Raw genomic sequence first — 23,992 nt, 5'->3', positions numbered from 1 at the left:
TCTATCGAGGTACGCAAACACCCGTAGGTTTCGGACTGCGAAGAGATGCACCACCACCAGAATTATAGGCTACCAGCCTGACTTGTCCTCGATCGTCCATTACCCAACCTTGAGCGGGAATAATTTCTGTTGGCCGAACTTCTATGGATGCTCTTTTGCCTTCGACTTGCTGACTTTCACCTACCGCTGGTTCCACCCAATTAAACTGGCTAGAATTGCTGGTGAGGGCATCATTAGGACTCGGTGGCAATCCCCCCCGACCAGTCACAGTAAACTCGTTCTCGGCTCCTTGGATGCAGGGATTTGCAGCAATTAACGCAGCCGGATTGACCACATTTTGTGGCAGTTCCACTAAACCTTGAACGGGATTGACTCCAACAGAACTAAATGTTACCGCCCCTTGCAAAGCCGGGCCGCCGCTTTGGGAAATCGCGGCGATGTCGCTGCTTGGAAGCAGAGATGTAGGACTTACTTGCAACGCTGCAAATTCGGCGTCACTAAGCCCCAACCTGTTTCTGACTTGTTCGCGACTCGCTGCTGTAAAGCCGAAGACATTGGGGACATTGATATTCACGCGGCCGCCGCCTGCTGTGCGGGCGTTGGCTGTGATGTCGCTGTTTTCTTGCGGGAGGGCGACAAGAATGTCGCTGTTGATGTTGATATTGCCGCCGTCAGAAGTGCCTGCATCGGTGGTAATTCGGCTGTTGCGGCGCAATTGGATATCTCGCGCTTGCAGGTTAATATTTGCTCCTGTACCGGATACAGTCGTGCCGTCAATCATCGCTTTGTTATCAAGAGCGATCGAATTGGCGACAACATTGATATTACCAGCGCGTCCGGTTCCTGTAGCCTGCACAGTCACTGTAGCTCCATCTCTGACAATTAGTCGATCGGCATTCAGATTCAACGAACCGGCATTTGCCGTAGCATTAGGATTAGTACCAAATATCTTGCCCACAGAAGCATCAATTGTACTGACAAACAGACCGTTATTTCCGCTGCCGCTGACCTCAATGCGATCGGCATTAACAGTAATATTCCCCCCATCTCCCACCCCCAAAGAGCTCGTAGAAACTACCGCCCCATCCCGCACGGTTAGGCTTGGCGTATCAATGCGAATCTCCCCGCCCGGACTAGAGCTCAAAGTTCCAGAACTCAGCGCACTAGCACTCTGAATTCCGCTGCTCAAAAGTTGAGAAATACCTGAAATTTCTACTGATTCAGTAGCCGTAACTGTTAAATTTCCAGCAGGCCCCCCATCTCTTGAAAACAAAAACCTGCCCACTAAAACACCCGTTCCTACTGTAAACGCAGAACCCCCAGAGAGAGTCAACCGCTTAGTATGGACGTTAATATTCCCTGCCCTGCCGTTTGAGCCGATACTCAACGTGCTGATTCCGGTTGACACAACTGTTGTCGGGCCGCTGTTAGACAATTCTACTGATTCAGCAGCATTAATGTTGATATTCCCCGATGGGCCACTGCTGTAGCTCGTCGTACCGAGAATAGAACCGTCGCGCATAATTAATCTCGCGACATCAACACTAATGCTTCCTCCCGCACCTGTACTTTCTTTAGCTGTCCCGTTGTTAATTCCAGAACCCACCATCTCAAAAGTATTGGCGCGAATGATTAAATTGCCGCCATTTCCACCCCCAAAAGCGATGCCGCTACCTACTACCCCATTGTTGAAGAGCAGGCGGCCGGTGTCGATCGTAATATTCCCCCCCGAACCAGCACCAGCACTAGCATTAAACAGGACGAACAGCGGGTCAAACGGGTCTGTGGTTCCCGATACCAAATATTTAATTGCAACCTGTTGATAGCCCTCAACTCCCAGCCCGCTCATTTCTACTGAATCAGCAGCGCGGAAGTTGATATTACCTCCTGCACCATCTCCTAGAGTCAAAGTAGAAAATTGCGTGCCATTTTCCACCCGCAACTTTTGAGCGCTGATATCGATACCTCTACCGTCAATATTTCCCAGTGTCAGCGCATAAATTCGCGCACCGCTAAGGGCGACATTTCCACCTTTTAACTCTATGCGGCCGCCACCAATTCCGCTGGTGTTGATAAGCGATCCATCGGATATCTGAATATTACCGAAGTTTTGAATATTGTCATAATTTAAAGTTAAATTTCCCTTTTCCCCCGCTGTCAGTGCAAAATTAACTAAACCGGGACTGGCTGCGCTACCGACTAAAATTTGTCCGCCGCTGGCGGTTAAATTACCGCCTTGGAGTTGGATGTCGCCGCCAATCAGTGCTAAAGTTTGACCGGGCTCTACTGCTAAACCAACTCGATCGCTAATTGGGATGGGCACAGCAGAGGCTGGGAGATTTACCTTTCCTACAGCCGCCGATTGATTGACAATTGCACCGGGATTGTCTCTAAATCTTAAACCAACGGGAATATTAACTGTTAACAGCGGGGATGTTTGCGGGTTGGTGCTGCTGAATTCAAAGCCGTTATTAAACACAATACTGTCAGCGGTTGAACCGATAAACGAACCGCGCAAATCTAACCGCGCATTCGGCCCGAATATAATTCCTTTCGGATTAATTAAAAATAAGTTACTATTGCCTAAAACTCCCAGAGTTCCTAAAATATTAGAAGGGTTGCCGCCCGTAACGCGGGTGAAGATGTTGGCAATTCCGCTGGGATTTTCAAAATAAGCTCCCCGCCCTTCACGGATGTTAAATTCGCGCAAGCTGTGAAAGAGGTTAACGCCGCGAGTTGCGCCGCCAGTGATTCTATCTGAGGGTATGTTATTGATAGTATCGGGAACTGTGCGCGAACTTTCCGGGCCCAGGGAATTATCGGGAATAATTTGGGCGAAGGTTTTCGAGGGAAATAGCAACAGGAAAGCAAACAGTAGGGAGTAACTTACGGGGGGGCATGATGCCCACACCACAGTCCAATCTAGTTTTTTTGGAACAGGCATCTTGCCTGTTTTTGAGAAGGGTGAAAATAGTAAATAGTAATGGAAGGGAGGCATAAAAACACTCTTTCCAGGATAAATTTTCTCGGTGTAATCTCATCTCGTTTCTCTAAATATTTTGAATTTGGCTGCTGAGTACAAGTTGCTCGACTGTGATTTTTAGTTCTGGAAAAGTTTTAGAGATAATGCACTCATTACCTCTAAAACTTTGAACTAAATAACTGCCATTTTCCAAAGAGTAAACGAAAACTGTGGGATTTTTTGGATTTCCTAGATAAGCCCTAGAAGCGATCGCTAAATAGTCCACAATCCAATACTCACAAATGCCGAGGCGTTGATACTCATCTAGTTTATCCACATAGTCGTCTTCCCAGTTAGTTGAGGTAACTTCTACTGCTAATTGGATAGGTTCAGTAAGGGCTCCGTAGCCGCGTACATTGCTGTTCCATACTGATGCCTTAACCACGCCAACATCAGGATTTCTGCCTTGTTCTTGTCCTGAAGCTGTTACAGTTCTGAAAACTATATCTTTGTCAACGATATAGTCAAGCCCCAAGCGCCTGATTTCATCGTTAAAGCCAAATACTAGAAATCGTGCCACATTTTTATGAGCTCTGGTTGCTTCCACTTTGACAATCTCTCCATTTACAAGTTCGTAGATGCCCGATCCGTCGGGGTACTTTTCTAGAAACTCTGCAAATGTTAGTTTAGTTTTTGTCTGAACCATAAGACAAGCCCTCTTTTGTTAACTAAGTTATAGAATTTTAGATTTTATATTTTATATCTAATCCGCACTTCATCGGAATTATTTATCTCTCTTCCCTTCCTCTGTATCCTCTGCGTTCTCTGCGGTTTAATCATTCCGAGCTAACCGCAATTGATATTAGATTGAAGTATAGCCGGGAATTAGCTAAACTATATTTAGTTCTCCTAGCGGGGGAATTTCGCTAGGAGACAGGGGTTTCAACCACAGACAGAATTAGCTAGAAAGCAAAGTAATTAATCCGAAAGTATAAGCCTTTTTCCTGCAAAGTTCGATCGCCCGATCGAGCATTTATCAAAGGAATGCCGTAGTCTAAACGCACATTCAACCGATCGCCCATCTGCCAAACCAGCCCCAAACCCGCACCCAGAAGTTTATCCGAGTCAGGATTCGGCTTTTCCTCCGACTGGTTCCACCCTAGCCCAAAATCGATAAACGGAGCGACTTGCAACAACCCTTGGACTTGCGGAACACGCCAAACCGGGATTCGCACTTCTGCAGACGCGATCGCACCGCTATCAGTTAACAGCAAATCTTGGCGGTATCCGCGCACGCTTTGAACGCCGCCGATCCCGATTTGTTCGAGGGAAAGCAGGGGGCGATCGGCTAATTGAATGTCAGAACGCACTATCAGTAAAGTTTCTGGCGCTAGCAGCCGCACGTACTGGGCTTGTCCGCGCCACGCCAGAAAGCGGCTGTCGGGCCCGCTATCGTTCGCAGTCGCGCCGAACAGATTAGTGCCGAGGGAGAATTGCGATCGCGCCGCGAACACTTGGTTGGAACTCCGCTGCACGTATTCTTGAAAAAAACGCACAGCCGAAACCCGGGTTTCGCCGCGATCGTTTGCTCCCGCCGAAAGCGCAAATCGTTCCCCTGACAGGAATGTATCGCTTTCTTGCCGCGAAAAACTCAGTCCCAAAGCCAAAGTGCGATCGGGCTTTTCGACAATCGGCTGGCGGTAAGTTAATTCGTAAGTCCGGGATTTCCCCTCAATTTCAGCAGCATCAAACGGTTCTTCGATGATATTGGTGCTAGCAGCACTCGCAGCGAACCCAATCGTGCCGTTGCGCGCGTTGACGGGGACTGTGTAGCTGCCGTTGAATTCATTGCTGCCGTCGGTGTTAGCATAAGATACCTCTAATCCGTCGCCCAAACCGAGCAAATTTGCTTGATTGATGCGAACACCGCGCCGAAAACTGCCGACGCTGGGCGATCGGTTGTTGTCTGCGAACACTTCACCGTTAAAGCTGTCTGCTTCTTTTACCCGCACTTCTAAACGGCTGTTTTCCGGGCGGCTTCCGGCTTGAAGTTCGGCGGAAATATTGGCAATTAACGGGTCGAGTTGCAGCAGTTGCAAGGCTTCCAGCAACCGAGATCGGTTGAGGGGCCGTCTGGTGGCGCGCTCAAGGCGCGATCGCACGTAATTTGAATTTAAGCGCCTGTTTCCAGTAATCACAATTTCATCTAATCCGCCTTCTACAATCCGAATTTTCACCACACCTCCGTCTCTCGGAAAGGTTTGGTTGGCGGGAATTACAGCGCCGGAATTGATGTATCCGGCTGCTACATATTTTTGAGTGACGGCTGCTTCGGCTGCGATCAGTTCCGCAAAGGTGATTTCGCGACCCGCAAACTGTTGCGTAACTTCTGCGAGTTCGCGATCGCTAAAGGCTGTGTTGCCCTCAAATTCAAAGCCAGCGACCTTAATTGTACCCAGAATTCCTGGTCTAATTTCGCTTTCAACGGGTGTTGGCTGGGTGGGTTGGAGGGGAGACGGCGCAGGGGGTTGCGGCGGCTCAGGAGCTGGTAATTCGGGTTCTCGCGGCAAAATTGGGTTGGGCAGTTGGGCCAGTTTGGAGGCTCGATCGATACCCAAATCAATTTTTTGTGGGTCAATATTTTCTTCTAGTTTTTGATTAGAGTTAAAAAGCTCGGTTTCTTGAGTTTTTGTGCTGAAGGTGCGATCGCCAGAATTGGCCGCTTCCGACTCTAAGTTGGGGATTTCTGCTGGTGGGGATAAGGGTTGAGTTGTCGCCAAAGCCGATCGTTCTGACTCAGCGGGTAACTGCGTTTCCTCGTAAGAGGCTGGTAAGCCTTCACGAAGGCCGATCTCGGTGTCGTTAGGGGCTAAAGCTCGATCGCCTCCGCTGCTGACTGCTGCCAAATCCTCAACATTTGAGGTCAAAATTTCAACGGTGCTAGCGGATGTTTTCGCTGGTTTTCCCAGCCAAACTAACCCAAAAATTCCAGCGAGTAAAAATATTTTTTGTGAGCGACAAGCCATAGGATCTAATTATTATCTCGCTTAAGCGGGGGAAAATATTTTCAGGAAGTGAGCACCCTCAAGTAAAAATCAATCTTAACAGCAAAAAAGGAAACAGCCGTCGCAGCTAACAGTTTCGGCGACGCTACAAACCAAAAGGTCGATCGACGGCTGTTGATTTCCCAAGACTTACGCATCAACCGGGTTCTTATCCGAAAAAATATCGTGTAAGTCGATCGTAAACGGTAAAAAAAACCAATTTTTTTGCTTGCAAAACCTATGCTTTCATGCTAATACGGCTACCAGAATAGCCCTGCACGCCAGGGTAAACCCGAAACCGGGTTGTGTCCGAAAAGACGCGCTACAACTGAGATATGGCACCCTTCTCAATAATCTTTTTAGGAACAGGCAAGATGTGAGTTACAGCCCGCAGAGCCACTAAAAAACCCGGTTTCTTTGATTTTGGTGCATCATACCAAATCAGACTTGAATACCCCCTTTATTATTGAGTCCGCGTCTACCCACCTCCTGTGCGTAGACGCCGTTTCAACCGCCAAGCCTGATAAAGGGGGTTTGTAACTTTGAATTATGCAGAGCGGCCCGCACCAGCCGCAGCACCCATTTGAGCCCCGTCAGTCAAGCCCACCAACTTAGCGCTCAACTCCCACATCCGCTCGCCTTTTTCATCATCGCGGGCCTGGGGAGAAACCTTTTGCACAAAAGACTTACCATCTTTTTTCTGGCGGTTCCCCCAACTCCAATAAGCCCCAGATTGCTTGTATTCTGGATCGGCAACCACCATCGCCAGCCTTTCGCCCGCCAACTCCTGCGACACGTAACCCCCGGTGATATTCTTCTGAAACAGCGGGAACAGCTTCTGAAACAAAGGATAGTGGTTGCGGAACAGCGGCGTATCCGCAACGCATCCCGGATACAGCGAAGTGAAAGTAATCCCCGTGGATTCGTGAAAGCGGCGGTGCAATTCCCGCATCGTCAGCACGTTGCAAACTTTGCTATCTTTGTAAGCCTTGACCGGTTCAAACTTCTTGCCGTCAACCATCGAAATCGGGTCTTTGAAACCCGCTTCAAAACCCTCAAACTTGCCCAAATCCGGGCGCGGCGGAATCTTCCCGCCCAACTCGTCTGGATTGTGAGTCACGGTTCCCAAAATCACGATTCTTGCATCCGAATAATAGGAAGGCTTCATATTTTCCATCATCAGGTTGCACAGCAGGAAATGACCCAGGTGATTGGTAGTCATCGTCAACTCGTAACCCTCCGGGCTCCGCAGCGGTTCCTTAATCAAAGGCATATAAATGGCGGCGTTGCACACCAAAGCGTCCAGAGGCCTGCCGCTGGCCTTAAATGCCCGAGCAAACCTACGCACGCTCTCCAAATCGCCCAAGTCAATCTCCATGATGGAGAAACTGCCTTCAGGTATACCCAACTCTCGGGCGGCGTCTCCGGCTTTTCGCACGTCCCGACAGGCCATGACCACGTGCCATCCCTTGTCTGCGAGAGCTTTCGCGCCGTACAAACCGACGCCGGAGGAAGCGCCGGTAATGATAACCGTGGATTTGTGATTTTGTGCCATCTTGTTAAAAGCGCTTCCGCTATTGATTATTTTCAGGCACTCAAACGCTGAGCTAGCAGCTTGGATGTTTTGAAGTACCCTATGGTTATTAGGATATGGGGAAACGTTCTCGATCTCAACTGGGAGCCTCTCACTTTTGCAGTCAAGGTGGAAATTGGAGGCAGGAGACAGAAGCCAGAAGGCAGGAGGCAGGAGGCAGAAGAAGTGTTTTTACCAATAGGAGATGCTCGTTCTCAACGGGCGATGAAAATTAAATATTGCTCCAACTCCCAGTCCTATTTTGATAAATTAACCATAATTTTTTTAGGGCGGGTTCACCATTATCTATGAGGCACATACTCGGTATTTATTGATAAACCCGCCCCAACCAACTCAACTAAGAAATAGCTGCTGGTTCCGGATAGGTAGGGAAATCGATATAACCTTCAGGTCCAAAAGAATACCAGACGCCGACTTCGGCAGGCGGATTGAGCGGCCAACCATTAGTAAAACGCTCTACTAAGTCAGGATTGCTGATAAAATCCCGACCAAAAGCAATTAAATCCGCAACTTGGCTGCTCAGGGCCGTTTCAGCCTGTTCTTGAGTATATCCGCAGTTGCCGATGAGCGGCCCTGTAAACACATCGCGAAACTCTCCTATCATCATCGGCGTTCCCAATTCATGAAAGCCAAATGCTAGACCGTCCACCAAGTGAAGGTAAGCTAAATTATAGGCATTTAACTGCCCTGCAAAATACAGAAAATCTTCGCGATAACTAGGAGAACCCATATCATTATAAACGCCGTTGGGAGAAAGTCTAACTCCCACTTTGTTGGCAGTAAATACTGTGATAATCGCCTCTACAATTTCCTTAAGAAAACGGTATCGATTTTCAACTGTGCCACCATAGGAATCTTTTCTGTGATTGGTTTTGGTTTGCAGGAACGTGTCAATGAGATAGCCGTTTGCAGCGTGAATTTCTACACCGTCAAAACCTGCCATTTTTGCCCGTTCGGCTGCCTTGCGATAATCTTCTACAACCAGGGAGATTTCATCGGTTTCTAGAGCGCGGGGGGTTTCGTAGGGTTGTTTGCCCACAGGGGTATGAATGCCTTCTCCGTTTATTTTTATGGCAGAGGCTGCAACTGGCAATTGATTGTTTTCATGAAAACTGCTGTGGGAAGCTCGTCCGCAGTGCCAAAGCTGCATGAAAATCGGCGTTTCGCGGGCATGAACCGCAGTCACAATTTGTTTCCAAGCTTGGCCTTGCTCGTCTGAATAAATACCGGGCGTATTGAGCCAACCATTAGCTTGAGTAGAAACGACTGTGGCTTCTGTAATGATTAAACCAGCGGAGGCTCGCTGAGTGTAATACTCTGCCATCAATGCGTTGGGCATCCGCGTTTCACCGGCTCTGGCTCTCGTTAGGGGTGCCATGACTACCCGATTTTTTAAGGGTAAATCTCCGATTTTGAAGGGACTGAGTAGGAGTGGAGAAGTTGTTTGATTGGTCATAATTTTGGTATTTTTTCAACTGAATAATCTGGGAAATCACATATAGCAACCGCCCGTGTTAGGATGCAAGGCGCAAGACATCCAAGGGTGGCCAAAATGTAAGCAATCAAACTCATCAAGATGTTTGCGAATTTGACTTTTTAGCCAAGACTCTTCTTTGTTCAATTTTGTTAAACTCTGGAGAGTATGGCGGTAAATATAATAGTCTACACCCTGCTGTTTGAATCAATTCCTGAATCCGACCACTTTTATCAAATGTGAGATTATCCATCACCACTACCTGTGCTGTGACAAGTGTGGGAAGTAAACTTGTTGCTAGCCCAAGAGATGAGTAAGGAGATGGATAGCTGCGAGGTTTCAATCCCTGATAGGGTTTTAGGTTGTTTTCGGCGCACTTTTTGGGTTACGACCAACAAACCAAAAAATGGTTTCAATCCCTGATAGGGTTTTAGGTTGTTTCCGGCAATCAACCAAAACCCTGTTGAAAGCCTTACTTAGGTTTCAATCCCTGATAGGGTTTTAGGTTGTTTCCGGCTTTAAATGTTTGAGGGTAATTGGGTAAATAAATTTTGGTTTCAATCCCTGATAGGGTTTTAGGTTGTTTCCGGCCGTATCGGGATTAAAAACCGACGAACAAGTCGAAGTTTCAATCCCTGATAGGGTTTTAGGTTGTTTCCGGCTCATTCAGTTCAACCCTCAAGTCACTCAACAAATTCTGTAGTTTCAATCCCTGATAGGGTTTTAGGTTGTTTCCGGCACACCAGCAGCAGTCAAAACACCTTTTTTAGCTTGTTTCAATCCCTGATAGGGTTTTAGGTTGTTTCCGGCAAAATGAGCATCGGCTAAAGCTTCATCTGGAGTAAGTTTCAATCCCTGATAGGGTTTTAGGTTGTTTCCGGCATTTGTTTCCGCCCAGCTCGGCCGCTAGTCCAAGAAGTTGTAGTTTCAATCCCTGATAGGGTTTTAGGTTGTTTCCGGCGTGATTTCTGGTTGCCTGTAATTGGTGAGCCAGGTAGGTTTCAATCCCTGATAGGGTTTTAGGTTGTTTCCGGCACAGCGTCGCGCCTCAAAACAGCAAGCGAAACCCGTTTCAATCCCTGATAGGGTTTTAGGTTGTTTCCGGCGTAATCCTGGGCAAGGGTGGAGCCCAGAGAAGGCAGGGGTTTCAATCCCTGATAGGGTTTTAGGTTGTTTCCGGCTAGTAGCAGTCTTTATCTTCAAAATGCGATCGCCGAGTTTCAATCCCTGATAGGGTTTTAGGTTGTTTCCGGCGAGTTGGCGCTCTTATCGGGGCGTAAACTAATCATGTTTCAATCCCTGATAGGGTTTTAGGTTGTTTCCGGCAAGTCTTTTGGATTGATTTGCCCGTTCAAAAAGGTTTCAATCCCTGATAGGGTTTTAGGTTGTTTCCGGCTTCGGGATCGGTTGCGCCACAACTCAAACAACACGGAGTTTCAATCCCTGATAGGGTTTTAGGTTGTTTCCGGCTTGATTTGCACTCCGATACTTAAATCTTCAGGTTTCAATCCCTGATAGGGTTTTAGGTTGTTTCCGGCCGATCGGTAAACTCCTTAACACAATACCAACAATGGGTTTCAATCCCTGATAGGGTTTTAGGTTGTTTCCGGCTTTCCTTAAGAGCAACTCTCAACTCATTAAGGGTTTCAATCCCTGATAGGGTTTTAGGTTGTTTCCGGCGCTATCCCCTGGGGCGTTTCTGAGTTCTCTGTATATGTTTCAATCCCTGATAGGGTTTTAGGTTGTTTCCGGCCTGCTTTTAGTCAAGGTGGCAACACAATGAGTTATTGGGTTTCAATCCCTGATAGGGTTTTAGGTTGTTTCCGGCATTTACAAGCTTACGAAGTAGCTCAAAGGAATTGGTTTCAATCCCTGATAGGGTTTTAGGTTGTTTCCGGCCTGCTTTCATAGCCCAATCCATAGAAAACTCTATGTTTCAATCCCTGATAGGGTTTTAGGTTGTTTCCGGCCATAACAACCATTAAATCTATAGGCATTCATCAAAGTTTCAATCCCTGATAGGGTTTTAGGTTGTTTCCGGCGAGTCATTTATTCAAACAATATAACTAAAGATAATGTTTCAATCCCTGATAGGGTTTTAGGTTGTTTCCGGCTTTAAGCAAGAAAAAGTCTAGTATGTGGCACTGGGGAGTTTCAATCCCTGATAGGGTTTTAGGTTGTTTCCGGCCCTTAACCCCCGGAATCATCCTGCATTATTATTCCGTTTCAATCCCTGATAGGGTTTTAGGTTGTTTCCGGCTTTCTATCTCTGGCACACTTTACAAAATCGCCAAATTATTGTTTCAATCCCTGATAGGGTTTTAGGTTGTTTCCGGCCTTTTGCAGTTTTGATGTGCATTTTTAATTTGAAAGTTTCAATCCCTGATAGGGTTTTAGGTTGTTTCCGGCGGGATACCGGGATGCCAATCAAGATATGATCCGGTTTCAATCCCTGATAGGGTTTTAGGTTGTTTCCGGCTAGAGCTGGATACTACTGAGTCTGTTGTTAGTGTTTCAATCCCTGATAGGGTTTTAGGTTGTTTCCGGCTTTTTTATCAAGCTGCAACTATTTGTAGTATCTTTGTTTCAATCCCTGATAGGGTTTTAGGTTGTTTCCGGCTTTTAATTATAGCCTTAGTTTGCTTGATGGAAGTTTCAATCCCTGATAGGGTTTTAGGTTGTTTCCGGCTCACGGCTCATCTTTTCACACTCGTTTCGATGAGTTTCAATCCCTGATAGGGTTTTAGGTTGTTTCCGGCGTTTGGGCGAACGGCATAGCCGGATTATCGCCATGTTTCAATCCCTGATAGGGTTTTAGGTTGTTTCCGGCCCTTAGAGCTTCTTTTTTTAATTGCCAATGCTCCACGTTTCAATCCCTGATAGGGTTTTAGGTTGTTTCCGGCTTTTTATTCATCTAGGGGGGGTTCCACACATTTGTTTCAATCCCTGATAGGGTTTTAGGTTGTTTCCGGCGAAATAGTAGAAGTAAAAGAAATTACCTCCCAAGTTTCAATCCCTGATAGGGTTTTAGGTTGTTTCCGGCCTGAGTTAGGGCTTTAAGTTGCCCAAAGCTTTCGTTTCAATCCCTGATAGGGTTTTAGGTTGTTTCCGGCTATTCAGGTAAAATCTAGTGATAAATGTCTTCAGGTTGTTTCAATCCCTGATAGGGTTTTAGGTTGTTTCCGGCGCCTAAATTGGAATCGCTCGCTAAAAGTAAGCGGTTTCAATCCCTGATAGGGTTTTAGGTTGTTTCCGGCCAGGGGTAGCACTGATTCCCTCTGCTGTGCTGGTTTCAATCCCTGATAGGGTTTTAGGTTGTTTCCGGCTCCGATAGAGAATTGCGTGTAGCCGTAGGGCTTGTTTCAATCCCTGATAGGGTTTTAGGTTGTTTCCGGCTCAAGAGCTTGATACAAGTAATCATGATTGCAGATATTGTTTCAATCCCTGATAGGGTTTTAGGTTGTTTCCGGCGTGACATCGCCAAGTGAGCGCAAGTACAACATCAGGTTTCAATCCCTGATAGGGTTTTAGGTTGTTTCCGGCTGACCGGGAAAATTAGGAAGCTACCGCCCCTTTAAGGTTTCAATCCCTGATAGGGTTTTAGGTTGTTTCCGGCTTATCCGCTGGCAATGATGGAAGCCACGCGATCGTTTCAATCCCTGATAGGGTTTTAGGTTGTTTCCGGCCGTACAATTTACCCAGATATCCCAGAGGCGGGGGTTTCAATCCCTGATAGGGTTTTAGGTTGTTTCCGGCTTTTGCGTTGCTGCCTGCAAACTTTTTTTGTGCGGTTTCAATCCCTGATAGGGTTTTAGGTTGTTTCCGGCCTAAACGTCCACTCCGTAAAAGGTGCAGAGCTTTTTGGTTTCAATCCCTGATAGGGTTTTAGGTTGTTTCCGGCTATGATTGAATTTTAAGCTTCAATCTATGGCATCGGTTTCAATCCCTGATAGGGTTTTAGGTTGTTTCCGGCTCTCATTGATTGCAAAATTACGACCAGCGTTGGCTGCGTTTCAATCCCTGATAGGGTTTTAGGTTGTTTCCGGCTTTAGAGAAGCTTTTGGAGGGCGCGGAACGATCGCGTTTCAATCCCTGATAGGGTTTTAGGTTGTTTCCGGCAAACATTCCTGCCGATGCGCTGCTAATTTTGCCAGAGTTTCAATCCCTGATAGGGTTTTAGGTTGTTTCCGGCAAGGAGGTCAGCTTAATTTCTTAGAAGTTAATGGTTTCAATCCCTGATAGGGTTTTAGGTTGTTTCCGGCAATCGATCGCCGTGCGGTTTGATTCCAATGAGTGATCGGTTTCAATCCCTGATAGGGTTTTAGGTTGTTTCCGGCAGTTGCCAGTATCGGACAAAGTTGTCTCTGAGCGGTTTCAATCCCTGATAGGGTTTTAGGTTGTTTCCGGCCCGAGGCATATTTGTTGATGAGTTCACCAGTCCCGTTTCAATCCCTGATAGGGTTTTAGGTTGTTTCCGGCGAATAATTCGTGGATCATAATTGTAAATAAATATGTTTCAATCCCTGATAGGGTTTTAGGTTGTTTCCGGCTCTGTCGATTTCTCCACATCGGTAGAATTACTCGTTTCAATCCCTGATAGGGTTTTAGGTTGTTTCCGGCCATCTTTCCAAACTTCGCGACCCGCTGCAACATGTTTCAATCCCTGATAGGGTTTTAGGTTGTTTCCGGCGGACAATATTCTCCAAGTCTGCATGGAGATTATCGTTTCAATCCCTGATAGGGTTTTAGGTTGTTTCCGGCTTAATTGATTGATAAATTCTGTGATAGTTTCTAGTTTCAATCCCTGATAGGGTTTTAGGTTGTTTCCGGCTTGACGAGGATTTTCCCAGGCAATTTTAGCCTCAGTTTCAATCCCTGATAGGGTTTTAGGTTGTTTCCGGCCGGAGCCGAGTATCTGGAGGAATTCAAAGAGATGGTTTCAATCCCTGATAGGGTTTTAGGTTGTTTCCGGCGACAGCGGGGCGTTAGCGCGCCTCGTTTTCTCTGTTTCAATCCCTGATAGGGTTTTAGGTTGTTTCCGGCATTCCACGAGCGATCGTATTTTTATCGTCGTCTGTTTCAATCCCTGATAGGGTTTTAGGTTGTTTCCGGCGTAGCACCTTAAAATTCAAAGTTAGCCTATGTAATGGTTTCAATCCCTGATAGGGTTTTAGGTTGTTTCCGGCTGCCGGGGTCTGGGAGGCTTGAAATATAAAATTTTCAAGGTTCAGTTGCGTCTGACTGCAATCAATATACCGTTTCAGCGATCGCCCCGTCAAGGGGGCAAAATTCCAATAGACCTCAAACTCTCTCCCACTAAAGCTTTCAGCATTTGCGTCTGACCCGCATGAGGTACAAACCACCGCAAACCCAGTCCTGGTAAAGCTCTGAGCCATTAAAATTCCCCCCTCCGTTCTACACCTACAGCCAGACGCAAAATCAGACCATAAAGATTGTAGTATCGATCGGTGTCCGGCCGCCAATCCGCTCGATCTTGCCCTGACAGCAAGCACACAAATAGTGAAACAGGATGCTGTCTTCTTCCGACTTAATCACCCTATTCAGACGTTGGCGCATCCGGGCGTACTCGGTATCCGTCACGTCGCAATGAAACACCGAATACTGCTTCCATTCCCCATAAGACTTGAGAATATTGTGAATCTTAGTGCGGCGCTTGTCCTCTGATATATCGTAGCAAACCAAAACAAACATAACTTTATTGCCCTCCCTATTTAAGAACCAAAGGCGGATACTTATCAACTTCACCCATCAAATACTTAGCCATCAACCGCCCTTGAATTTCAAAAGCTTCTTGATAACTACACAACTTTTCCATCACTGGATGCTTGAACTTTGACTGTTTCTTTTGTTCGTAAAGTCGCAAAAAATTGTGCAGCGCTTCTTTTGTCAAAGAAACCGCGCCACTCAACGGTTCTGCCGTAAAATCGCTAGGGGAAACTTTCTGCAAATTGATCGCTGTCAACACTACAGCATCAACTACCAAAGGTCGAAATTCTTCCATCAAATCCAGCGCTAAGGAAGGACGCCCATAGCGCTCAAAATGCAAATATCCCAAATACGGATCGAATCCCACAATATTCACCGCACTTTGAACATCGTGCCGCAGCAGAGAATATCCCAAACTTAACAGAGAGTTAACCGGATCTGTAGGCGGACGGCGGCGGCGAACTTCAAAGCTAAATTCCGGCACGCGAATCAGCCGATTGAAGCAGCCAAAATAAGTCGCACTACCCGCCCCCTCTAATCCTCGCAGAGAATTAATATTGGAAGTTTTATCAATAGAGGCGATGACTTGTTTCAATTGGGCGATGGGCTTTTCCAAATCCTGGGGAGAATATTTGCGTTGACATTCTAACAAAGTATTGCGGTAATTTTTGAGCTTTCCCCGTACAAACCCTCTAACTAAATGCACCGCTTGTTCCGATTCCCCAGCCGCTTGCCACTGAGCTTTTCGCACAAAGATATTTTTCGTCATCTCCGGTTCCAACCTCCCCAAATAACGTCCGTTTACTGTCAAAAAACTTAAAGGAATGTGACGTTCCAAAAGTTCCACAACCACAGCCGGCGAAACTGTAGCCCGTCCCAATGCAACAACGCCGTCAATCTTAATTAATGGCACGTCCAACAGATTTTTTTTGTCAGCTTTAACGGTAAGACGTTCGTCTACTTTGCCAATAAAAGCATCTTCTTGAGTAATGTAAACTGTTCCCATTGTGAAATCTCCTATTTGCAGATTAACTTGCTTCTTGATAGCGGTTGACTTTGGCGGCAGCTTGGGGCAGACATTGGGGAAAAAGACTGCATCCCTTACACCGAGAGGTGTAAACTGGTAAAGGGATATTTCCCGATCGCCAAAGAGCACCGACTTTTTCAATAGTTGCGATGGCTTCCTGTCTCAAACCCTCAGAAATCTCGACTAATTGCCGCTGATGCGATTGCGCGTAATACACATATCCAGTCGCAATAGTTTTCCCCGTCATCTCCTCCAAACAAAGCGCTTGGGCGCAAACTTGCAACTCGTCGTTATCCCATTCCCCCTTCCGTCCCCGCTTGTATTCCACCGGATAAATCTCACCCTCAGCCGACTCAATCAAATCCGATTTACCAATCAGCTTGTAGCGCTCGGATTTCAGCCAAATCGCCCGAACCTGCCAAGTTTCATCGCGGTTAATTTCGCCCATCGTGTGAACGCGATCGTGCAAACTCGTGCCTTCAATGGTATACTGATTATCGGTGAATTCTCCAGCGCAAGACATTCGCCAACAGCGGTGAGCGCAATAGGAGTATTGGTTGAGAGTTGCGATCGAAATGTAATCTAAATCGTTCATGTTTTTGATGGTTTGTAGGAGATTGGTAATTGGAATTAATTAGTGATGCCCCAGTCCGCCAGGGGTTGAAACCCCTGTCTCATAGCTAAAGTCGGTTGAAACCGACTGAAGAAGTAATTTAATCATTGACGGGAGCGTCTAAGCCCCAACATGAACTTACCGGTTGAAACCGACTGAAGAAGTAATTTAATCATTGATGAGATTTTGCTCTTATCGGTAACAGTAAGCGCAAAGGTTGAAAGCGACTGAAGAAGTAATTTAATCATTCATACTTGCAGTCCTCTTTAGAGGACTTTAGCTTTGAGGCAGGGGTTTCAACCCTTGCCGGACTATGGGTTTTACGTTCAGTTATCAAGAACTCTTATTAACAACTATTCTTCGAGTCATTCCCATCCCCATCGGAGTTTTCCTCCCCACCCCGCAGTAAACAGCAAAATCAGCCAAAGCATTAATTTGCTTAATCGCTAAAGGCTCCACATCTCCCAAAATCCGATAACTAACCTCCCCAACCATGCCGACAAAATCACTTTGATAGTTAGTCAATCTTTCACTTTTTATATTGACAAATGTCGAAAAAAGTGCATCGAATGACAGATCGGGAATTGCGATCGGGCTGTACTTATTCCACCGACTGAGGAGACTGTTAAAAACGCAGTCTCTAGTAGGAATCACCGAATCAAATTTTCCCTGTCGAAAGGTAGTAGGAGTCGCAAAACTGAAGGCAATTAAACGATTAGTTTCAGAAGCGCGATCGTACAATTGAGAGTAATCGCAAGCATTAGCCCAAGGCTGATCTACTTGGGGCGTTCCGAGAATCTTAGTAATCATCAAATCGGCGGGCCCGAGATGCCACGGCTTCGAGGGATTGAGGTTCAGCCAAAGCTGAGTTAACTTGCCAAATAAAGTGTCATCAAGCAGAGTAATTCGCCACCAACAAAGGGTGTGTTCTGGAATCGGTTCTGTGTGTTCCCATTGCAGGAAATGATGTTTTTTGAAAGGGCATTTTTTAGTTTGCAAAGGGCTGAGGGTGAACGATTTTTGGGCGGTGGCATCGTGGAGGCGATCGCCGAGTTTTTTGTCAACGGAGCTCACGAGGGTGAGGAAGAGGGCGTGCAGGTGTCTTCCGGTGAGGTATCCGGGGGGAATTGGGGCCAGGGGCAGGATGTTGAGGACTAGGCTGTGCGGCATATTGGGTTAATGGTTAAAAGAGGTTTGAATTAGCCGAGAGGTTTTCCCTGGTTTCTCGTTTTCTCATTTCTCATTTCTCGTTCCCAGGTTCTACCTGGGAACGCATTTATAGAGGCTCTGCCTCCTATTAATCGGCCCGAAAGCGGTATTCCATACACGCCGGAATTTTGAGTTTGTCAAACTCGTAATATCGCCCTAGCATTTTGACATTTTGGATGAGGCTAACTGGGGGCATATTAACCACATCGTAGCTAATCACTTGATGGGAAAACATCACATCTAAAGGGTTTAGCAGATAGGGAAAGATGAAGTCGGTTTCTGAGGGCGATCGCTTCACTTCCTTCTGTTCTACAATTTCGACTGCTGCTTTGCTCATCCACTTTCCCAAACGAATCCACTTTGCCAGTTTGAGAGACTTTTCTGAGATTATGAAAAACTCAAATTTGCTTTCCGGCGCAATTTCTTTTGTTCTGCCAAAACTAGGGATATTTTTCTGAGTTTTCTCCATCTCAACGTGATAGTTGTTGTTGGCATATTTCCAAGTGTTAAGAGTAGAGGAGTGAGAAATAGAACGCCCCGGAGTAACATAAATCCCCTGTTGGTTGAGCGCCGTTAAATGCGGCTCGTATTTAGGAACTTGTTCGGGACAGAAATAGCGATAGGAATGTTCTTCAGAAACGGTGGTGGAATAGATTTCGCTATCCACCAAACCGAGGGCGTAACAAAGCGCGTAATTGTGAATTACCGGCTCAGTTTCGTAAAGTCTCCCTATCTCGCGAGTTGCAAAATAAAGGCTATCGTGCAACTCGATTTGACAGCGGTAAATAAAAGCCACGATCTTTACTCCGTAGGTGCAACTGCTTTTTTACCTTTCTTGCCTTTTTCAGAACTCTTTAAGATATGTTTCTGAGCGTAAGCTGTTGATTCTGTATTGGCATGAGTCAGCATTGCTTGCAGTTTAGTTTCATCACTGGAAATCGATTTAACTTCTGCCAAAAGGCTATTAAAAGCTTCGCCGAGAAAATCGCGGTGCGAGATGCACTCTCCATCCATCAGTTCAGAAATTGCTCGATTCGCATGAGTCAAAACATCATCTTCATTGAGAGGATCTGGGGGATTAATTTGGCCAGCAGCACTCATCAAATCGTAGATTTTTTGCGTCCACCGCAGATTGCTAACAATCTCACCATCAGCAAAAATCACTCCGATCAATTCATTGCGAACTCGACCCGTGCGAGTAGTTTGTGCCCCGTAGTGCCGCGTTCGGAGAATGTTGTTAAAAACGTAGAGAAAACCTGTTTCTGTGGGGTCTTTTAGCGTTACAATGCTGGGAAAAAAGACTTGAGGCAAAATGTGGTCTTGACTGTTAATGCGGCTGGTAACTTCCCCCTGACGGCTCATTGTTCCACTTTCAAACGGTGCATTGAGGGTGAAATTGAGGTGAGAATCGTCGAAGGGAGTGATGGAATAAGCAGTGTCTACAACAACCTTGGATTTCTCAGAGCCCGAATCGCCGATCGCAAAACCGTACAAAATACAATCAGGAGTAGTTTTGCTAAAATCGACGTTGTAGTCGCACTTTTCCCAGTCGCCAATTTTGTAATTTCGCAGCAACTCCCGTCCTGTTAAACGTTCTGGTGTAGACTGTTTCCGCTTAAACATTGCTAAACGGCTGATCTGCGTTTTGTCTTCAATTCCAGCACTTACTCTGGCTTTATTCAATTCGCCGTCTGTCTGAAACAGCGGATAAGATTCGGTGACGCGGATGGTGATAAAATGAGCGTATTTTCCCATCGGTTTTGCGGGAATTTCATCGTGGAAAAATTTAGAATCGAGGGTTTTCAGAAATTTCATGGTTGTTTCTCCAGTACAATTTGATTGCAAAAAAGGGGACTATTTAGGCGGATTCTGTTTCTGTTTCTGCGGGAACTTCATCAGGTTCTTCCTGCTTGCGATCCCTGCGTTCTTTGTCGTCTTCCAAGCGATAAAGGTAATCGCAAGTATCCCGAATCAAGTTGAGTTGAGTGCCTGCTAAACGAGCGCGATCGCCTTTTAAACTCCCATCAAAAATCACCTCCACAAAATATTTAGCAAAATCATAAATTGCTTGGCGTTCTTCCTCAGAATTCAAAGCAGGTTTCCACTTCCCATCAACAAAAGCAAGTGTCGGTTTTCCTTCCGCCGCGCGCCGCCGCACGTTATTCATCAGCTTTGATAAACGTCCCCCCACAATATCTGTTAAAGATTCAGTATTGTTGGCTAAAGCTTTGTCAAATTTCAGAATAACGTCAGCAGCTTCGTCAATAGGTTTCAGGACGGCATTAGCTTTCGCATATTGACTTTTTGCCCGATAAAAGCGGCGGTACAGTTCGGTCAGTTCTCGCATTTGATTCACGGTTTTTCCCTCGGGTTCAAAGTAGTAGTAAAAATTTAGGTACAGGCGGATTTTGGCAATGGGTACAGACTCGATTTTGTCTTGTTTCCGCAGCCATTTATTCAGGTAGTGAAAGACATAAAGGGGACTGGTTTCTAAATCGCGTGCTAAATCTGACAATTTCCCCCAGTCGGGATTGCCATCTTTTTTACGGTTGACTTCTAAGTGAATGCAGTAAGCGGCACTTAGAGCATTTAGCGGTGAAAATTTAGGCGGATTTGATGGCGGAGGCAAAATGCCGTCTAAGCGATATTCATCTTGCTTAATCAGAGAACGAATTGCTTGATGTTCGCCATCAATCACAACGGTTTTTTCAAAATCTGCACCGCTAATAAAGGGCGGTACTGGCGACTCGGATGCAACTGTTTTGACATCGAGAATTAGCGGTAAAGCAAAGGCTAACCAAGCCGGCATTACCCAAGATTCCGTATCTGTGGCATCTTTTCCTGGTGGCAATGCTAGGAAGAAAAATGTCAGCGGTTGATTGTCGGGATAGCTGATCTTGAAAGTGCGATCGTCTTCTGGTTGCAAATTCTCCTGAATCAATAATGAATCAACCTGTTGATAATTGTCAAGGGTAAAATTAGCAATTTGTTTGTCAGTAATTAAATGCTTGCGGATATCAGCATCAAATCGCGTTCTGGCAATCCAACTGTAAGCTTTCTGAAAAAAATTGTTGGTTTCGGGAGTAAAGAAGTAAGCTGGGTAAAGATAGAGATAGCGATATTTGCGCCCTTCAAAGTCTCCTCCTGTGGCATTGGTTTGATTCATCAAAATTTGTCTCAACATAATCTCGATCGACCAAATTGAGCAAATCTGACGCTTGGCAGCTTGCGCGTTAAACAAAATTTGGCGGTTGCTGTAAACTTGGGGAGTAAACAAAGTCGCCGCTTCCATTTGTTCCGTCACAGTGTAAGCCGAACTCGACATCGCACAAACATTTTCGCGTCCTCTCCCTGTGATTTTTGCCGCACTGTACCGCGCCAATTCTAGTAAAAAAGGATCGGTTTCGGGTTTGACAACTGCCCCCGTCGGCAAGGAAACAATGCGGCTGACATAAGTCCGCAAATCGTTCCAGCCGTCGGCAATTTCAAACTTTTCGACGAGGGGTTTGATGAGACTGGTGGCATATTCAACCATATCGGTTAAGACGGCACGCACTTCAGTTTCATCTCGTCCTTTATTTCGTTCAAAATACTGTGCAGCTAAGTAATACCAATCCAGAGGAACGCCCCCTGTTTTTTTGAGAGATTGGATTGCTTTTAAAGCCGGGAGTTGGTCGGCTAAACCTAAATGTTCCGCAAGTTTTTGAGTCAAATCTAATTCCGGCGGGCTTTGCCGTTTAGCTTTGGGCAATTCTTTCTGAGAATCACTCAAGCGTTCCTGCCATTTATTCCAAATGCCCCGACACAGGATATCGCCAAATTCTGCTAGCCTGTCTATTCGATAATCTTCGGGAAATTCAAGATTCAATTCACCGGGCAAATCTCCATCTTTTTGGAAACTTACCAAGCTGTCGCTGCGCTTTTTTGCAGAGGATGCTTTGGTGCTGGTAATGAGTTTGCAAGCTGCTTCGATGCTAACTCCCATGAGTTCGATTATATCAAAAAACAGCCAGTAGAATTCACCAAATTTAAAGCCTTTTCCGTCTCGGCTAAATCCGGTTGTTTTGAGTTTCAGTCTGTCGGCACAAAGGTTCTTAATTTTGGCGATAATTTGGTTAGGAATTTCAGCAGTTTCGATGGCCGGTGCATTGGTTTTAGCTAGGTAAACTGCGCCGTCTGGCAAGTAAAGCAGCGGCGTATAAAACTCTTTGGGATGAGCGTCCATCAGAGCATTGTTGATGATATTTGTCAATACTCCGCGATTGTCTGAAAGCGAGTGATAGCTAAATTTAAGTTGTCCGTTGCTGAGGGAAGTCAAAACTTCAGATAAACCGTTAGCTTCTGCATCGCTGGGATGTTTGATAACTGAGGCAAATAAGTCGGAAAGTCTGACTAAATTGGCTATAGTTCCTCTGATTCTACCATCGAGTTTAGGCTGCAATCCGCGAATTTCCAGACCGCGATCGCTATCATATTTGACTCCGGCATTGTTGCTCATCCACACAATATCATCGATGTGATATTCCCAGTCTTCACCTAATAAACTATCTAATCCAAGTTGTTGAATTTTTAGAGCTACATAGTCGCGTCCAAAATTGGGGGCTTCGTCTTTTTTAGGTGGGTCTTTTCGCCAGTCTCGGTTTTGGAATCTTGCTTGATCATTATTTTTTAGCCATCCTGGATAATCGGGAAACTTATCGAAGTCGTGCAGGATGTACGATGCTACGAACAAAGCTATTTCAGTTTCACCGCAGTTGCGTTTAACTGGATTGGTTTCAGGTGTCTCTGTCTTGAGTGTCTTGAGAATTCGGTAAGTTGGGAATAAGCCGTTCAGCAGATGAGAAGTAAAAGATTGATCTTCTTTGCTGTTTTTGACATTTTTGCCTTCGGCACGCCTGTCTTCGGTAAATTGACCGCCTTTAGCTGTGGCTCCAACTAGCTGCTGCATCAAGTTTGGCAAGACGTTTTCGGCGAAGGATGCTAAAAGGCGATCGCCCTGATTTCCTTCTGCTTCTCGAATTGCTTCTTTAAACAGTCGAACTGTCAAAAGTTCGTATTTTGCAGGAGTTTCACTGTCATCATCATCTGGAGAATGCAGCCATTTATAAAGTAGTTCATCTTCATTCATGATTCTGTTTCCTCTGGTTGAGTGGGTTGATATTCCTGAATCGTACCCTGTCGAATAATCCACAATTTCCCAAAAACTTCGGCTTGCTCTAATCCGAGGATTAACGTTTCTATTGCTTCTCTCCACTCTGTAAAATTGGCACGAGATGTTAGCCGAATTACAACAATCCCCGCATACTCAGATGGATTAAACCGCATCCGATTGCCAAATCCGCGATCGGCAGTAACTAAACATCTTTCCTCTTGATGGCAAACATTAATAAGTTCGACATCGGAGGTTGAAGTCAAACCTTCACTTGCGACTGTTTCTACGTCATGCCCTGCCAAACGTAAAAAGGTGATAACGCGAACATCGACATTTTCATCTAGCTTTAGCTTCACGTTGCTGCTTCCTCCTTTTTTCCTAATGGAATTTCGGCATAATAATCTCGCGTTACTTCGGCACCGTAAGCAATACAAGCGAATACATCGTCTCTTTCTATGCTGGGATATGCTTCTAGGATTTCCTCAACAGTCATTCCTCCAGCTAGGTAGTCAAGGATTAGGGAAACCCAAATCCGATGGCCGCGAATGCAAGGTTTTCCAAAACAGATATTTGGATCGATCGAAATTCGGGACAGTAAATTATCTCTAGTCATTGGTCTTCCTCCAGGTTTCGCGCAATTCATTTAAACAAATCCACTGGTCATTCTTCTTAATCTCGATGTACTCCCAGCCATTAGCTGAACTGCGATTTACTTTTTCTGCCAATGGACTCGCTTTATCAAAATCTTGTCCGTCGTAAAGAATGGTTCCTGTCACGGAGATTTTCAGACCATTGATATAGTCACGACCTAACTTTTTTGCCAAATCCCGCTTTAGTCTGACTCGCACGGGCATTCCTCGCTTGGTGATACCTGCATCAAATAGCTGAGTCAGCTTGACATGGGAGTTGTCTGCTTTCTCGTCAGAAATCTGACTGGCAAGTGCCAAATCGAGAGTTAACTGAGTTGGTAGTGTCTCCGGTTTACTCGACTGCTGGGGAACGGCTGTTCGATCGGGCTGTGACGGATTGATATTTAGGCGTTTGGGGAGCCATTCGAGAAACGAAGTCCTTAGCAGTTCAGGCATCTGAGAGATGTCGCTGTCGTTGAGATGAATATCCATAAGAAGTCTGTTGAGGTTGTTCCCATCGTGCCATCCTCTCCTGTGAAATGTCAAGTAGTTGCTATAGCC

At 45.9% G+C, this 23,992-nt stretch carries 16 protein-coding genes and 1 CRISPR repeat array; all 16 genes read right to left on the bottom strand.

Going from position 1 to position 23,992, the window contains the following annotated elements:
• Position 1: 1 nt before the first annotated feature.
• The 16 genes from QUA33_RS02165 to QUA33_RS02090 all read right to left on the bottom strand — a co-directional run bounded on the left by QUA33_RS02165 (position 2) and on the right by QUA33_RS02090 (position 23,923).
• Entirely contained in the window at positions 2–2,944 is a 2,943-nt protein-coding gene (locus QUA33_RS02165) for an S-layer family protein (RefSeq protein ID WP_333146101.1), read from the bottom strand.
• Between the two features lie 106 nt (positions 2,945–3,050).
• Positions 3,051–3,668 carry a Uma2 family endonuclease gene (locus tag QUA33_RS02160; protein WP_333146099.1) on the bottom strand — a complete coding sequence of 206 codons (618 nt, stop codon included), beginning with the start codon at positions 3,666–3,668 and terminating at the stop codon, positions 3,051–3,053.
• A gap of 256 nt (positions 3,669–3,924) precedes the next feature.
• On the bottom strand, positions 3,925–5,988 hold the full coding sequence (locus QUA33_RS02155) for a ShlB/FhaC/HecB family hemolysin secretion/activation protein (RefSeq protein ID WP_333146097.1): 2,064 nt from the start codon (positions 5,986–5,988) through the stop codon (positions 3,925–3,927).
• A gap of 565 nt (positions 5,989–6,553) precedes the next feature.
• Positions 6,554–7,561 carry a protochlorophyllide reductase gene (locus QUA33_RS02150; RefSeq protein WP_333099251.1) on the bottom strand — a complete coding sequence of 336 codons (1,008 nt, stop codon included), beginning with the start codon at positions 7,559–7,561 and terminating at the stop codon, positions 6,554–6,556.
• A gap of 376 nt (positions 7,562–7,937) precedes the next feature.
• The gene (locus QUA33_RS02145) at positions 7,938–9,056 is read right to left on the bottom strand and encodes an alkene reductase (protein WP_333099250.1); all 1,119 of its coding nucleotides are present in this window, start codon (positions 9,054–9,056) and stop codon (positions 7,938–7,940) included.
• A 115-nt stretch (positions 9,057–9,171) separates the two neighbouring features.
• Positions 9,172–9,330, bottom strand: coding sequence for a transposase (locus QUA33_RS28175; RefSeq protein WP_445243209.1), 159 nt, complete (start codon positions 9,328–9,330; stop codon positions 9,172–9,174).
• 80 nt (positions 9,331–9,410) lie between these two features.
• Positions 9,411–14,260: a CRISPR direct-repeat array (repeat unit 37 nt; unit sequence GTTTCAATCCCTGATAGGGTTTTAGGTTGTTTCCGGC).
• 253 nt (positions 14,261–14,513) lie between these two features.
• On the bottom strand, positions 14,514–14,786 hold the full coding sequence (gene cas2 / locus QUA33_RS02135; protein WP_333100192.1) for a CRISPR-associated endonuclease Cas2: 273 nt from the start codon (positions 14,784–14,786) through the stop codon (positions 14,514–14,516).
• A 16-nt stretch (positions 14,787–14,802) separates the two neighbouring features.
• Positions 14,803–15,807 (bottom strand): type I-D CRISPR-associated endonuclease Cas1d, encoded by a 1,005-nt coding sequence (cas1d, locus tag QUA33_RS02130; RefSeq protein WP_333100193.1) that lies wholly within the window; start codon positions 15,805–15,807, stop codon positions 14,803–14,805.
• A 22-nt stretch (positions 15,808–15,829) separates the two neighbouring features.
• Entirely contained in the window at positions 15,830–16,423 is a 594-nt protein-coding gene (gene cas4, locus QUA33_RS02125) for a CRISPR-associated protein Cas4 (protein ID WP_333100194.1), read from the bottom strand.
• A gap of 351 nt (positions 16,424–16,774) precedes the next feature.
• A complete protein-coding gene (gene cas6 / locus QUA33_RS02120; protein WP_333100195.1) occupies positions 16,775–17,611 on the bottom strand; it encodes a CRISPR-associated endoribonuclease Cas6 in 837 nt (278 codons plus the stop codon).
• Positions 17,612–17,738: 127 nt separating this feature from the next.
• A complete protein-coding gene (cas5d, locus tag QUA33_RS02115) occupies positions 17,739–18,446 on the bottom strand; it encodes a type I-D CRISPR-associated protein Cas5/Csc1 (protein ID WP_333100196.1) in 708 nt (235 codons plus the stop codon).
• A 5-nt stretch (positions 18,447–18,451) separates the two neighbouring features.
• Complete coding sequence (gene cas7d / locus QUA33_RS02110) at positions 18,452–19,465, bottom strand: type I-D CRISPR-associated protein Cas7/Csc2 (RefSeq protein ID WP_333146095.1); 1,014 nt, start codon at positions 19,463–19,465, stop codon at positions 18,452–18,454.
• A 43-nt stretch (positions 19,466–19,508) separates the two neighbouring features.
• The gene (gene cas10d / locus QUA33_RS02105) at positions 19,509–22,778 is read right to left on the bottom strand and encodes a type I-D CRISPR-associated protein Cas10d/Csc3 (RefSeq protein WP_333146093.1); all 3,270 of its coding nucleotides are present in this window, start codon (positions 22,776–22,778) and stop codon (positions 19,509–19,511) included.
• Positions 22,775–23,158 (bottom strand): DUF5615 family PIN-like protein, encoded by a 384-nt coding sequence (locus tag QUA33_RS02100; protein ID WP_333146091.1) that lies wholly within the window; start codon positions 23,156–23,158, stop codon positions 22,775–22,777. The genes cas10d and QUA33_RS02100 overlap by 4 nt, the downstream gene beginning before the upstream one ends.
• Positions 23,155–23,415: a DUF433 domain-containing protein gene (locus QUA33_RS02095; RefSeq protein WP_333146089.1), complete on the bottom strand. Its 261-nt coding sequence runs from the start codon at positions 23,413–23,415 to the stop codon at positions 23,155–23,157. Before QUA33_RS02095 ends, QUA33_RS02100 begins: the two co-directional genes overlap by 4 nt.
• On the bottom strand, positions 23,408–23,923 hold the full coding sequence (locus tag QUA33_RS02090; protein ID WP_333146087.1) for a hypothetical protein: 516 nt from the start codon (positions 23,921–23,923) through the stop codon (positions 23,408–23,410). The genes QUA33_RS02095 and QUA33_RS02090 overlap by 8 nt, the downstream gene beginning before the upstream one ends.
• Between the last annotated feature and the right edge of the window lie 69 nt (positions 23,924–23,992).

This window comes from Microcoleus sp. Pol14D4 (assembly GCF_036701245.1).
In the GTDB taxonomy this organism is placed as follows: Bacteria; Cyanobacteriota; Cyanobacteriia; order Cyanobacteriales; family Microcoleaceae; genus Microcoleus.
Note: the sequence above shows the minus strand (reverse complement) of the source record. Positions and strands in the feature narration are given on the sequence as shown.